The sequence below is a fragment of the Bacillus cereus group sp. Bce041 genome (assembly GCF_052646455.1).
Window position 1 is genome coordinate 360,569 of record NZ_JBQXON010000002.1, and the last position, 13,616, is coordinate 374,184.

Below are 13,616 nucleotides of genomic sequence, written 5' to 3' on the forward strand. Positions count from 1 at the left end.
CTGCCAATTAGGCGGAAGATATTTTGAAATGAACTTTAAATATGAAAAAAATTTATTATCATGTTACAAATTCAACTCAAAACTATTGAAATAAAAAGAAGTTCCAAAAGAGGAACTTCTTTTACTTAATTTCAATATCTGCAGAATGAATATGATGTACTTTCCCCTCATGATCCTCCAGAAGTAATACACCATCCTCTGTGATTCCTTTTGCTAACCCCGTAATTGTCTCTCTCATCGTTCGAGCGGTAATTTCTTTCCCGATGCTCACAGCGTAACTTTCCCAAAGAATTTTAATGACAGAGAAACCATTTTGTAAATACTCTTCATATAATTTTTCTAGTTGTAAATAGATTTGTTGCATAAGTTCTGCACGAACAATCGGCTTACCTGATTCAATCGCTAATGAAGTAGCAATGTGCTGAATTTCTTCATCAAAATGTTCTTGCTTTTGATTCGCATTAATACCGATGCCCATAATGACAGCATTAATTTTATCAGGATCCGCTTGCATTTCTGTTAATATACCTACAGCCTTTTTACCTTGAATTAAAATATCATTTGGCCATTTTATTCCTACGTTTACACCCGTGCATTTTTCAATTGCCTGTGCAACACTAACGGCCGCTAACAAAGTAAGTTGCGGTGCATGATGAACTGGGATTGATGGGCGTAAAATAATACTCATCCAAATCCCTGTTCCTTTTGGTGAATGCCATTTTCTGCTTAAACGACCTCTTCCCGCTGTTTGTTCTTCTGCTACAACGACTGTTCCTTCTTCTGCACCTTCATAAGCAAGTTTTGCTGCAATGTGCTGCGTTGATTCAACAGTTTCTTCAAAATACACTGTTCTACCAATCCGCTTCGTTTGTAGCCCTAACTGAATTTCATTAGCGGTCACTTTGTCTGGCTTACTTGCAATTCGGTAACCTAATCGACGCACAGCTTCAAGTTCATATCCCTCACTCCGCAGATCCTCCATATGTTTCCACACAGCAGTTCTTGAACAACCAAGTTTATCACTAATTGTTTGGCCGGATACAAACTCGCCATCCGCTTCAGAAAAAACTTGCAATAACTGCTTTCTTATAGTAGATTGCATCCTTGTAGCCACTCCCTTATACGCTCTTTCTCATTAACTACGTTTCCTTGTACGATTGCTTCTTCGATTTTCTGAAGCATCTCAGCAACCCACGGACCAGGCTTTTTGTTTGCCCAGTTTAATAAATCATTACCAGTCACATTCATTTCTTGACGCTCCTGGATTGGCAATGCATGAAACATTGATTGTACTCGTTCAACAGATGTAGGGTCATAGCGTTCAATCATCGCTTCATATACTCTCTCTGCCATTTCAGCGATATGAATTCCCGTTTTATAAAGAAGGACTGTATCCCAATCCTTCTCCTTTCTAGTACGGATTGTCAATAAAACTGCAACAATATCTTTTATTTTTTTATTCGAAAACTTCCATTGACGTAAAAAGACAGATGGATGTTCTTCTCCGATACAATATAAGAAAAATGCCCACGCCTCAATATCCGTTTCGAAAGAATCCCATTTATACTGCGTAGCTTTTAACAGTCTCTCTTCTGACATTTGTAAATATGGCAAATGAGAAAATAGCTTCGTCTCTACTAATTCTTTGAGACCTTTCACACAATATGTACCAGTTAACAGTTTCTCAAACTCTACTGTAATACGCTCAATTGCTATATGTTCTAGCAAATGCCCATACGTTTCAATCGCTTGCTTCGTTTTCATTTCTAATGAAAAACCTAACGTGCTTACAAACCGAATACCACGCATCATTCGCAGGGCATCTTCTTGAAAACGATCCGCAGCATTTCCAACTGTCACAATTTTTCTCTGTTGAATGGCTTCCTGTCCAGCAAATAAATCGACCATTTTGCCTTCTTCTGTCATAGCAATTGCATTCATCGTGAAATCACGACGTTTTAAATCCTCTTCTAATGAACGAACAAATTGAACACTACTAGGTCTTCGAAAATCTTCATATTCGCTTTCTGTTCGAAAAGTAGTTACCTCATAGGGCTCACCATTTTCTACAACAATTACAGTTCCATGCTCAAGACCAACAGGAACATTTCTTGGGAATATAGCCATCACTTCTTCTGGTAGAGCAGATGTCGCAATATCAATATCTCCAATCGGCCTATCGATAATAAGATCTCGTACGCTCCCACCAACAAAGTAAGCCTCATGTCCTTGTTGCTTTAATGTCTCAATAATAGAACTAGCTTTTTTAAATCTTTCCATTTTTGTCATCCCTTAGTACGTCATAGTAAATCGTTTCATATTGTGAAACAATTTTTTCTGAGCGAAATTGCTCATAAACACTTTCTCTTGCTCGTTCTCCCATATTACGGTGAAGTTCCTCGTCCTTTAATAGCTGAATAGCTTGATTTGCCACTCCTGTTGTATCGCCAACTTCACATAAATATCCTGTTTCCCCGTGTTGAATAACCTCTGGAATACCTCCAACCCGTGTTCCGATACAAGGTACACCACACGCCATTGCTTCTAATAAAACAAGACCAAAACTTTCCTTCTCTGATAGAAGCAACATTAAATCACTCATCGCAAGTAGTTCTGCAACATTATCTTGCTTCCCTAGGAATAAAACGCGATCTTCAATATGTAAATTCTTCACTATCTGTAAAATCGTACAGAATTCTGGTCCGTCTCCAACAAGAAGCAACTTCGCATCTACTTCTTTAACAATTTTAGCAAATGCCTGAACAACATCCTGCACACGTTTCACTTTACGGAAATTCGAAATATGAATAAGTACTTTTTCACTCTCACTTATACCATATTCTTTCTTTAATTGAGACATATTACGCTTGAAATATACACGTTCGTCTATAAAGTTATATACCGTTTGAATTTCTTTACTTGGTTTTACAAGCTCATGTGTTTCGTTAATTAATGAATGCGAGACAGCAGTAACAACATCCGATTGCTCAATACCAAAACGAATTAAATTATTTAACGAAGGGTCGGAACCTAACACAGTAATATCTGTTCCATGTAAGGTTGTAACAATTTTAATACGCTCTCCGATCATTTGTTTTGCTAAATATGCACAAATTGCATGTGGTATTGCGTAATGCACATGTAAAATGTCTAAGTTTTCTCTTTGTGCAACCTCGGCCATTTTACTTGCTAACGCTAAATCGTATGGTGGATATTGAAATACAGAGTATTGATTTACCGTCACTTCATGAAAATAAATGTTTGGATATACTTTATTTAACCGGAATGGTAAACCCGATGTAATAAAGTGAATTTCATGCCCACGTTCCGCCAATTGCTTTCCTAATTCTGTTCCAACAACTCCAGAACCACCTACAGAAGGATAACATGTAATACCTATTTTTAATTTCATTTACATCCCCCTAATAAATCAGCATGTAATAAAACCGGTTTCTTACTCATAAATCCCTCGGCATACAAGACTCCAACTTCTTTTCCAAACATCTTCTCACGAGCAATCACAGTTTCAACGTAACCTTCTGTTAACGGTGTCTTAACACCATCACTCCCTGTTGAAAACTGACTTTCATACGCTTCTAATGCTTCCACCTTTATAGAGAGGTACTCACTTATATCTATACAAAAATTCGGTTTATGAAAACCATTAATCATATAATTATAAAAAGACTCCACACGATGTGGTGAAAGTTCCGGCATATATTTACGGATTCCTGCTGAAAAAATAGCCTCTTCCACAAGCTTTGCACAATTTGCATGATCTGGATGGCGATCTTCATAGTACGGCGCAAAAACTAGTTTTGGTTTATATGTACGGATCACCTTGACAATTTCACGTATATACTCTTCTTTCATATACAAACCACGGTCTGGCATCGCTAAATTCAGCCTCGTTTTTACTCCCATTATACGAGCTGCGACCTTCGCTTCTTCTTTTCTCAACTCTATCGTTCCATTTGAAGAAAGATCAGCTTCTGTTAAATCACAAATACCTACTTCATACCCTTGCTTTGTATATTTAGCGATGGTACCAGCCATGCCGATTTCAACATCATCGGCATGAGCACCAAACGCTAATATATGTAATCCACTCATAATTGTTCCCCTCATTTTCTTAACTTACGATAATCTAAATCTCCTCGCTCTAATGCGTGCATTAACATTTCAGCACTTGCCATATTCGTTGCAAGTGGAATCGCATATACATCACATAAACGAAGTAATGCATTCACATCCGGTTCATGCGGCTGTGCTGTTAATGGATCGCGGAAGAAAATCACCATATCTAAATCGTTCTTTGCAATCATTGCACCAATTTCTTGATCTCCACCAAGAGGGCCAGATTGATATCTTGTTACAACTAATCCAGTCGCTTCCATAATGCGAAGCCCTGTCGTTCCTGTTGCAAATAATTCATGTTGTTCAAAAATTGGTTTATATGCGTATGCAAACGAAACCATATCATTTTTCTTTTTGTCATGTGCGATTAAGGCAATTTTCATCCGTTGTCTCCCCTTTAGTCGATAATATTTTCTAAACCGTACACAAGATGATCAAGGTTCATTACTGTCTCAATTGATAGTTTTACACCTGACATAAATGATGCACGATTGAATGAATCATGACGAACTGTTAACATTTGTCCATCTCCACCAAACATTACTTCTTGGTGTGCAATAAGCCCTGGCAAACGTACACTATGAATGTGAATACCGTCTACATTTGCACCTCGTGCACCTGCTAGTTGCTCTACTTCATTTGGATGACCTTGCTGCTTTGATTCACGATTTTGGCGAATTAACTCTACCGTTTTTACAGCTGTACCAGATGGTGCGTCTAATTTTTGATCATGATGTAATTCAATTACCTCAACATCTTGGAAATATTTCGCTGCCATTTGTGAGAATTTCATCATAAGAACTGCACCAATTGCAAAGTTTGGAGCAATAATTGTTCCTACTGCTTTTTCTTTTGCATTCTCTGTTAAACGTGTCAATTCTTCTTCTGTAAATCCAGTTGTACCAATAACCGAACGAAGTCCACGCTCAACTGCAAGTGTAACGTGTTGTTTCCCCACTTCTGGTGTTGTTAAATCTAACAACACATCTGCTTCTACTTCATCTAAACAAGTATGTAAATCAGCGTAAATCGGCGCATGTAATGCTGGCATGCCAGGTAAATCAGAAATCTTCTCACCACCATGCTTATAATCCACTGCTGCTACTAAATTAAAATGTTCCGTTCTTTCCATAAGAAGGACTGCTTCATGTCCCATACGTCCTCTTGGTCCGGCGATAATTACTTTAATTTCTTTCATTATTCTTTCTCTCCCTCATCAATACGTGTCCAGCGATCTTTATCACGTGTATTAAATTTATTCATTACAATGTTATGTGCTGTCTCTAAATCAATATTTAAACTATTTGCCATACAAATCATAACAAATAATACATCTCCAAGCTCTTCTTCAATACTTCTTTCTTTTTCAGTTGTTTTCTTCGGTTTCTCACCATAATAATGATTTACCTCTCTTGCAAGCTCTCCCATTTCTTCCGTTAAACGAGCCATCATTGCAAGCGGACTGAAATAACCTTCTTTAAACTGACCAATATATGCATCTACTTCTTTCTGCATATCTTTCATCGTTTTTGCTTCCATACTATTCACCTCTAATCCTTCCTCTTTCATGTTAGCCAATTCATCGCGATTTGACAAATATTATTCCCCGCCAAACACCTATTTGCGACCCATTTTTGGATAGACTATAATAAAGTGAAACTTCTTTTGTGATTTTTTTGCAAAAGATTAGTTGAACTAATCGGGTTCCTACGGCTGGTTTGCCTTTCTTCAGAGGTTTATCTCCTACCAGCCGTTGGTACGGGGTAAAGTGAAACTTCTTTTGCGATTTTTGCAAAAGATCAGCCCACACCAATCGGGTTCCTACGGCTGGTTTGCCCCTCTTCTTTGCTTCATCTCCTATCAGCCTTTAGAGCGGGATAAAGTGAAACTTTCTTTTGCACTTTTCACAAAAAATCAGCCCACATCAATCAGGTTCTTACTATTTTCACTAGCAACTAGAAATTACTTATTATTATGTTTTACCGTTTCAGCGGAGCAATGCAATCATTACATAATTAGGGGGATTTCTATATGACATCAAAATTGAAGATGCGAAATATTATTTTTATTTTAATTGGTTCCGCTATATTTTCTTTCGGTATTGTCAATATCAATATTGAAAACCACCTTGCAGAGGGTGGGTTTACTGGTATTACACTATTATTGTATTTTTTATTTAAGTTTGATCCTTCCTACTCAAACTTAATTTTAAATATCCCTATATTTTTTATTGGCTGGAGGTTACTTGGCAGAACGACATTTTTATATACATTAATTGGAACCTTTAGCGTATCTTTATTTCTATGGATTTTCCAGCGTTACGAAGTACTCAACTTACATTTAAACTTGCAAAATGATATGACACTCGCAGCTTTATTCGCCGGGGCATTTATCGGTATCGGCCTTGGAATAATATTTAAATATGGCGGGACTACTGGCGGTGTAGATATTATCGCACGACTAGCGCACAAATATGTTGGCTGGAGTATGGGGAAAACAATGTTTATGTTTGATGCTGTCGTTATCGTCGTCTCTATTCTTACCTATTTATCATACCGTGAGGGCATGTATACGCTAGTTGCTGTTTTTATCGGTGCTAAAGTCATTGATTTTATGCAAGAAGGAGCTTATGCTGCCAAAGGAGCGACTATTATCTCAGAGAAAAACGATGAAATTGCTGCCAAAATTTTATCTGAAATGGAGCGCGGAGCAACCTTTTTAAAAGCTGTTGGATCGTATACAAAAGTGGAACGTAATGTATTGTATTGCGTTGTTGCTAAAAATGAAATCGTGAAATTAAAGAATATCATTACTTCTGTAGATCCTCATGCTTTTGTCGCTGTAAGTGATGTACATGATGTAGTTGGTGAAGGGTTTACGTTAGATGAAAATAAAAACCCTTTACATAATTAAATATAACTAGAAAAGCGCCTTAGCTTTTCTAGTTTTTTATTACAAGTCTTTTAAGCTTCTCAAAATCCTCATGAATAAGCTCCAATAAACTCCGATTATAAAAAATGGAAGCTGGATGAAAAGTCGGAAAAACATGATATTCTTTCTCTGACCATGTAAACTCTGCACTTTGCATATCCTTTAATTTTTGAATGGGCTGTTTTAATAATTGCCCGTGTACATCTGTGATTTTTTTATTTTTTCCTGTTAAACGTTGAAGACCGATATTTCCAAGCGTGACGATAAGCTTCGGATGTATTTTCTCTAATTCATAATCTAACAAAGGCGCATGGGCAACTATTTCTCCCTGATTTGGCGTTCTATTATACTTTTTTTGTATGATTTCACCATTTCGTTCTTTTTTCTCTCGCCATTTATAAGGTCTACTCCGAACAGCGCTCGTAATATATACTTCTTCCCTTGTAACGTGGATACGCTCTAAAAAAACCATTAATTGTTTTCCCGCCCTCCCGCTAAACGGAATCCCATTATGAATTTCTGTTTCACCAGGTGCTTCTCCTAACAACATAAATTTGGGATTTTCAGGACCTTGTCCACTTAAAAAACCTTCTAGTTGATAAGGAGCACTACGCTTTTGCACTTGTTTTACTAAATGGTCTGGATATTTCATTTCCCCCACCACCTTTCCGCATTACTTCTATTATTTCTATTTGCAATACATTATATAATTCAATCCACACAACAAAAAAAGACTATCAAAATTGATAGTCTTTAGTCGTCGCTACGCTGCATACCAGTATACATTAATACGAGACGTAATAATTCAAATACCGCTACAGCTGCAGCTGCTACATATGTTAATGCTGCCGCATTTAATACTTTACGAGCTTGCCCATATTCATCTGTTGATACAATACCTAACGCTTCAATTTGTTGCATTGCGCGCTTTGACGCATCAAACTCAACTGGCAATGTAACGAGCTGGAACACAACACCTGCTGCCATTAAAATGATACCTAATAACAATAGTTTTGACATTGTCGCAAATATACCAATCATAATAAATACCCATGATATATTCGATCCAAAATTAGCCACAGGAACTAACGAATGACGAATACGCATAAAGTTATAATCTTGTGCATCTTGAATTGCGTGTCCTACTTCGTGTGCTGCAACTGCTGTACCAGCAACTGAATGTCCATAATAGTTATCTGTTGATAATCGAACCGTCTTAGCGGTTGGATCATAATGGTCTGATAAATGACCTGGTGTTTCTTCTACAGCTACGTTGTATAATCCATTTTCATCTAAAATTTTTCGAGCCACTTCCGCTCCTGTCATACCTGATGTTGAATAAACTTGTGAATACTTGCTATAGGCACTACGTACTCTTGACTGTGCATACAACGGTATGATCATTATGATCGCGAAGTAAATTAAATAAAACATCATGAACCTCCATTGAAGTTTTAATTATAGTACTTCTCATTCTATTTTCTTCTGCCACTATTGTCAATGAATAAACCTTACAATCCATATCTTTATTTATTGCATTATCTATTTTTAGAATGTACATTACTTTTTCTTTTTTCTCTCTCTCCTTTATACTTTCTCCATCCAACATAAGTTAATGTGAATAAAATAAGTCCCCCAGTAATTGTCATAAACCAAATGAGAGAGGGTGCAATTTCATCTTTTTTTACTGTGTGAAATATCTTTTGCAAATCCCCTTTAATAATCCCTAATTGCATTTGGCCGCCTTTCGTTTTTAACATAACGTTACGAAATTCATCTAAATAAGATAAATGAACATTTACACGCTGGACCTCGTTTTCTGGCAAAGCAATCATTAAGCTTGGATAAATAATATTGAATTCATTTAAAAACGTATTTAACGTTTGTTGAAACTGCCCAGCATCTTCTTTTTCCATCGCTTTTTCCATTTGAGAAAAGGCATCCATTACTTTCCTTTCTCTTTCCATCCAAAGTGGTTGATATTTCGATACTTGTGCATCAACAGCAAGTTGTAATGCCAGCACATTATCAATTTTAGCTTGCTTACCTAAACCTTCTTCAGAGAGCGATTGTTGCGCCTTATCGTAAGCTAAAGAAATAACTCTAACTTGATCTGGTGTTACTTCCTGCTTCTTTTCATTCCCCTTTATTAAAAACTGCTCCGAGAAATGTTGTAATACTTGTACCGCTTTTTCATCTTCATTACGCTTCACTAACTGTAACGAGTCGTCTAACAACCCTGTTAGCTCATTCCACTCTTCAGCATATATACGTAACGGAAACATTATAATTAGAAATGCTATCAATCCAATTAATGTTCTCTTCATCCCGGTCCCCCCTTAACTACTAGTACAAAATATGTTAATTTGGACAAGAATAGAACAGAACTAGACCGAAAAATATATTATCGTTTTACAAAGAAAAAAATTCTCTTTAAGCAGAGAATTTTTTCTGTGACATCCTTTTCTTTTTTACGAGATATCTATATAAGCTGTAACAAAGTATACTCCCACCTAAAATGAATAATAAAATAGCACACGCAGCATGCATAAAGAACTCTTCTGGTAACATTAATATAATTGGATCCTTTTCAGGATCAAAAACCCAATAATCATTACTAAATAAAAGTTTATGGAATAATACAAAACTCTTTTCAAAATTAATAGCAATTGGTAACATAAGCGCTATCGGAAAAATGATTGTTAAAATCGATCCGTGCAGTAAAAACTTTTCATTTTTCTTTTTTAATAAATAAATTCCGCCTATCACTGCAATCATAATTGTCGCATACATCACATATTGAATCTTTACTAAAATATTTTTAACATCTACAAAATGAATACGGCCATTTGTGGACATATCTAATGTGGGCAAATGTAATGCTCCGTCATAAAACGGGGATAAATATGTAATAAGCACATCGTAATTTCTTTTAATTTCATCCTTCGTCATATCCGCTAAATCAGGAATATTTAAAAAATCAATTTCAAAATAATACAACCATTTTCCATATACAACTGCCATTGTTGCGAGTGCAAAAATAGAAAATGCTATGCTATATGAAACAACTAAAGTAATCAATCGATCCAATATTTTTGTACCACTCTTATTTTTCTCCATGTTCTCCCCCTAAATGTTCTAACCATCATAAAGAAAATTGTTTTCTTTGCTCACGTAAGCAACAATAATATGTAATACATAGTACAGCAATACTTAACCAAAACGTAAAATAACCAATTTCCTCTACAAACAAATGCATAATTCCATATCGCGGCATTTGCCAAAATAAATAATCAATTGCATCGTTATGCAACGTCCACACAGCTGCTACTATAAAATGCCATTTTTTTATACGATAGAATGGAGCATATAAAAATCCTTGTATTGCCATCGCGAAGTGCGAAAGCATTAACATGTAGCCCATAAGGCCTATAGGCCCTTTTACGTAAATCATAATCGCGTTTACAACAACAGCCCAAATACCATATTTTATTAAAGTTACAATCGCTAACGCTTCTATTAATCCCCAGTTTCTCTTTGCCAAAAAAGCAATTAAAACAAAGACAAAAAAGAGAGTCGCCATAGGACTATCTGGTACAAACGGCCAAAATATAGGTGACGTTTCTTTCAATTGATTTCCGTACCATATAAATCCATAAATTGTACCTAATAAGTTAACAATTAATAAAAATAATAATACCGAGCGTTGTCTTAACATTGCATACAAGTACACCAATCCGTATGTCCAACACCTTTCAAGCAAAGTAATTCATTCACTAAATCCTACTCTATTATAACAAACTTCATCCAACTAAATAGAAAAGCTGACTACAAATTTTGTAGTCAGCTTTTTTATTATTTTTTATTATACTTTGCAACGAATTCCGAAAGCTTCTTCAGTTCCTCATCCGTACCTTTAAATACACCTTTAGGCATTGAACCTTTTCCCTCTTTCGCAATTTTAGCAATTTCTTCTGGCTTTAAAGTTAAGTTTTGCAGTGCCGGTGCTGCTGCCCCGCCTTGTAAATTGTCACCATGACATGTTAAACAAGTATTTTTTTGCATTAATTTATAGCCATCATCATTTTTATCAACTGGCGCTGTTTTTACAATTGCTCCTTGTTTTTTTGCAGCTTCCCAGTCGTGGTGTGCTACAGATTCCCAAGTTAAAAAGATAATCGATGCAATTGCTAAAAGCATAAATCCAGTTGCCACAGGACGCTTCAATGGACGTCTTTCTGGACCTCGATCAAGAAATGGAGCTAACAGTAATGCTCCAAACGCAATCCCTGGCATAATAAATGCTCCAATTACAGTAAATGAACCGGAAGCATACGAATACTTTAATAACTGATACAAGAATAAGAAATACCAATCTGGAAGTGGTATATATCCAGCATCTGTTGGGTCCGCCATTCTCTCAAGCGGCGACGGATGCGCCACTGTTAAACATAAATAACCGATTAAAAAAACTGCACCAACCATCCATTCTTTTAACAAGAAGTTCGGCCAAAATGCTTCTGTTTTCCCTGGGTATTCAGAATAGTCTTTTGGAATATTTGGTTTCCGAGCTACTGGTACCCGAGAATCTCCTACAAACTTCATCCCTTTGCCGCGATGCATAATCTCCCTCCTTTAGTTCTTTCCCCTTTAATTTAGCAATCTCTTATAGTGGACCGGAAATACCTTGTTTGCGAATCATGATGAAGTGGAAGGCCATTAAACCTAGAAGTGCTGCTGGTAAGAAGAAGACGTGAATAGCAAAGAAGCGAGTTAATGTTTGAGCGCCAACAATTTCGGAATGACCAGCGAGTAATGTTTTAATATAAGGACCAATGAGCGGTGTTTGCTCTGCAATTTGAATCCCTACTTTTGTAGCAAATAAAGCTTTCATATCCCACGGTAATAAATATCCAGTAAAACCAAGACCTAACATAACAAAGAAAATAAGAACACCAACAATCCAGTTTAACTCACGGGGCTTTTTATACGCACCTTGGAAGAAAACTCTGAGTGTATGTAAAAACATCATTACAATTACGAGACTAGCACCCCAGTGGTGCATACCACGAACAATTTGCCCATAAGCAACTTCATTTTGTAAATAGTAAACTGATTCCCAAGCATTTTTAATATCAGGCACATAATACATCGTCAAAAACATTCCAGATAAAATTTGAATTACAGTAACGAAAAAGGTAAGTCCTCCAAAGCAATAGACGAATGCAGAAAAGTGATGTGCCGGGTTTACATGTTCAGGTACTTCATGATCAGCGATATCACGCCATATTGGTGTAATATCTAATCTTTCATCCACCCAATCATAAATTTTATTTAACATCTACTTTGCACCCCCTCTTGGCTTCGCTTTTCCTAGATACAGCGTTCCATCTTTCACTTTAGACTCGTACACATCAAGCGGAGCAAGGGGTGGCGTACCTTTAATGTTAATCCCATCTTTTGTATAACGACCCCCGTGACATGGGCAAAAGAATTGATTCGGATGTGCTTTGTCCGAATTCCAGTTAACTGTACATCCTAAATGTTTACATACTGGAGAGAACGCAACAATGTCTCCGCTTTCATCTTTATGAACCCAAGCTGATTTTGGTTCTTCAGACTTGTACCAACCATCAACCTGCTTCACTTTAAAATCGAAACGCTTCGGCTCTGTTGTAATATCCTTTACTTGCGCAACAGCAACCATATCCGTTCCCGCTTCTTTTCTTAACACCGGATCAAGCGCAAATCGCGTCATCGGCATTAAAATACCGGCAGCCATAAAGCCTCCTACCCCTGTGAGTGTGTAATTTAAAAATTGTCTTCTTGACACGCGATGTTCTTTCTCGCTCACGAAAATTTCCCCCCTCTATCAGAAATTGTCCCCTCGTGATAAATTATATAAAAAATAAAAACTAGGACACTATCATGATATAATACGCTCATGCACAGGTCAATATCATACTACTCATAATAATAAGAACTTTCTGTTTATTATGAGTTTCCCCATTTCTCTTCCAACATCACCATTATATTTTTTATATGTGCATGAATAACTTCTCTTTTTGCTTGATCACTAAATTGTTCTAATGCTAATGAAGGAAACCAAAACAAATCTCCCTGTAACTCTTGCATATCCTCTTTCCATGAAAAATCACTTGTAACATAAGCAATATGCTTAAAACCTTCACTTCGTAAATGATTTGTCCATTCTTGCAAACGACCTTTTTCATTCTTTTGACTTTCTACCAAATACGTAAACGCAGGCAGTAAAAGCACTCTTCCCTTATACTCTCTTTCCAATTCCGTGCTCAACAATTCGATAAATTCACCTTGTTCTACAACCATTTTCATTTCTTTTGCTGCCGAAATTGATAACAGCGGTATTACTCCTGTATCAACATACTCTCTTGCTTGCTCAAACTGTTCCACATCTTTTACAATCCACTTCAAATTCCTTCCCTCCTTCACTTACAAATGACAGAACTTTCACTTTATATATATTAAACCATACTAAAAGAGGTAAAAAAAGAAAAACTACCCAATAT

Annotated in this window: 17 protein-coding genes; 1 reads left to right on the top strand and 16 read right to left on the bottom strand. The window is 36.5% G+C overall.

The genetic code is table 11. The features are described from left to right. Window positions 1–121: 121 nt before the first annotated feature. Genes ACUN13_RS07770 through ACUN13_RS07800 form a run of 7 tightly spaced genes read right to left on the bottom strand, consistent with a single transcriptional unit; the run spans window position 122 to window position 5,676 of the window. Window positions 122–1,102, bottom strand: a complete 981-nt coding sequence (locus ACUN13_RS07770; RefSeq protein ID WP_001192063.1) for a biotin--[acetyl-CoA-carboxylase] ligase — start codon at window positions 1,100–1,102, stop codon at window positions 122–124. After that, window positions 1,087–2,280, bottom strand: a complete 1,194-nt coding sequence (locus ACUN13_RS07775; RefSeq protein ID WP_025688523.1) for a CCA tRNA nucleotidyltransferase — start codon at window positions 2,278–2,280, stop codon at window positions 1,087–1,089. The genes ACUN13_RS07770 and ACUN13_RS07775 overlap by 16 nt, the downstream gene beginning before the upstream one ends. Further along, the gene (bshA, locus tag ACUN13_RS07780) at window positions 2,267–3,412 is read right to left on the bottom strand and encodes an N-acetyl-alpha-D-glucosaminyl L-malate synthase BshA (protein ID WP_000768305.1); all 1,146 of its coding nucleotides are present in this window, start codon (window positions 3,410–3,412) and stop codon (window positions 2,267–2,269) included. Before bshA ends, ACUN13_RS07775 begins: the two co-directional genes overlap by 14 nt. Further along, window positions 3,409–4,113 carry a bacillithiol biosynthesis deacetylase BshB1 gene (gene bshB1, locus ACUN13_RS07785; RefSeq protein ID WP_000015673.1) on the bottom strand — a complete coding sequence of 235 codons (705 nt, stop codon included), beginning with the start codon at window positions 4,111–4,113 and terminating at the stop codon, window positions 3,409–3,411. Before bshB1 ends, bshA begins: the two co-directional genes overlap by 4 nt. An 11-nt stretch (window positions 4,114–4,124) precedes the next feature. Continuing rightward, the gene (gene mgsA / locus ACUN13_RS07790) at window positions 4,125–4,520 is read right to left on the bottom strand and encodes a methylglyoxal synthase (RefSeq protein ID WP_000684765.1); all 396 of its coding nucleotides are present in this window, start codon (window positions 4,518–4,520) and stop codon (window positions 4,125–4,127) included. A gap of 14 nt (window positions 4,521–4,534) precedes the next feature. After that, window positions 4,535–5,335 carry a dihydrodipicolinate reductase gene (gene dapB / locus ACUN13_RS07795; protein ID WP_000658813.1) on the bottom strand — a complete coding sequence of 267 codons (801 nt, stop codon included), beginning with the start codon at window positions 5,333–5,335 and terminating at the stop codon, window positions 4,535–4,537. Further along, window positions 5,335–5,676, bottom strand: a complete 342-nt coding sequence (locus ACUN13_RS07800) for a nucleotide pyrophosphohydrolase (protein WP_002108639.1) — start codon at window positions 5,674–5,676, stop codon at window positions 5,335–5,337. The genes dapB and ACUN13_RS07800 overlap by 1 nt, the downstream gene beginning before the upstream one ends. 492 nt (window positions 5,677–6,168) lie before the next feature. On the opposite strand from ACUN13_RS07800, the gene ACUN13_RS07805 reads away from it, so the two are divergent. Beyond that, complete coding sequence (locus ACUN13_RS07805) at window positions 6,169–7,050, top strand: YitT family protein (RefSeq protein ID WP_000202121.1); 882 nt, start codon at window positions 6,169–6,171, stop codon at window positions 7,048–7,050. A 28-nt stretch (window positions 7,051–7,078) separates the two neighbouring features. Here the strand turns inward: ACUN13_RS07805 and ACUN13_RS07810 are convergent, their stop codons facing one another. From ACUN13_RS07810 to ACUN13_RS07850, 9 genes are all read right to left on the bottom strand, one after another. Further along, a complete protein-coding gene (locus tag ACUN13_RS07810; protein ID WP_000876878.1) occupies window positions 7,079–7,720 on the bottom strand; it encodes a uracil-DNA glycosylase in 642 nt (213 codons plus the stop codon). A 101-nt stretch (window positions 7,721–7,821) separates the two neighbouring features. Then, window positions 7,822–8,505, bottom strand: coding sequence for a zinc metallopeptidase (locus ACUN13_RS07815; protein ID WP_011109966.1), 684 nt, complete (start codon window positions 8,503–8,505; stop codon window positions 7,822–7,824). Window positions 8,506–8,606: 101 nt separating this feature from the next. Further along, complete coding sequence (gene ypjB, locus ACUN13_RS07820; protein WP_000831584.1) at window positions 8,607–9,395, bottom strand: sporulation protein YpjB; 789 nt, start codon at window positions 9,393–9,395, stop codon at window positions 8,607–8,609. Between the two features lie 106 nt (window positions 9,396–9,501). Then, window positions 9,502–10,188 carry a lipoprotein intramolecular transacylase Lit gene (gene lit, locus ACUN13_RS07825; protein ID WP_000414368.1) on the bottom strand — a complete coding sequence of 229 codons (687 nt, stop codon included), beginning with the start codon at window positions 10,186–10,188 and terminating at the stop codon, window positions 9,502–9,504. Window positions 10,189–10,213: 25 nt separating this feature from the next. Beyond that, window positions 10,214–10,804 carry a DUF1405 domain-containing protein gene (locus ACUN13_RS07830; protein WP_025709269.1) on the bottom strand — a complete coding sequence of 197 codons (591 nt, stop codon included), beginning with the start codon at window positions 10,802–10,804 and terminating at the stop codon, window positions 10,214–10,216. Between the two features lie 119 nt (window positions 10,805–10,923). Continuing rightward, a complete protein-coding gene (gene qcrC / locus ACUN13_RS07835; protein ID WP_000554603.1) occupies window positions 10,924–11,691 on the bottom strand; it encodes a menaquinol-cytochrome c reductase cytochrome b/c subunit in 768 nt (255 codons plus the stop codon). 43 nt (window positions 11,692–11,734) lie between these two features. Continuing rightward, window positions 11,735–12,409: a menaquinol-cytochrome c reductase cytochrome b subunit gene (qcrB, locus tag ACUN13_RS07840; protein WP_000932700.1), complete on the bottom strand. Its 675-nt coding sequence runs from the start codon at window positions 12,407–12,409 to the stop codon at window positions 11,735–11,737. Beyond that, the gene (qcrA, locus tag ACUN13_RS07845; protein ID WP_001290418.1) at window positions 12,410–12,922 is read right to left on the bottom strand and encodes a menaquinol-cytochrome c reductase iron-sulfur subunit; all 513 of its coding nucleotides are present in this window, start codon (window positions 12,920–12,922) and stop codon (window positions 12,410–12,412) included. Between the two features lie 140 nt (window positions 12,923–13,062). Next, entirely contained in the window at window positions 13,063–13,521 is a 459-nt protein-coding gene (locus ACUN13_RS07850; RefSeq protein ID WP_000871313.1) for a YpiF family protein, read from the bottom strand. Window positions 13,522–13,616: the final 95 nt, after the last annotated feature.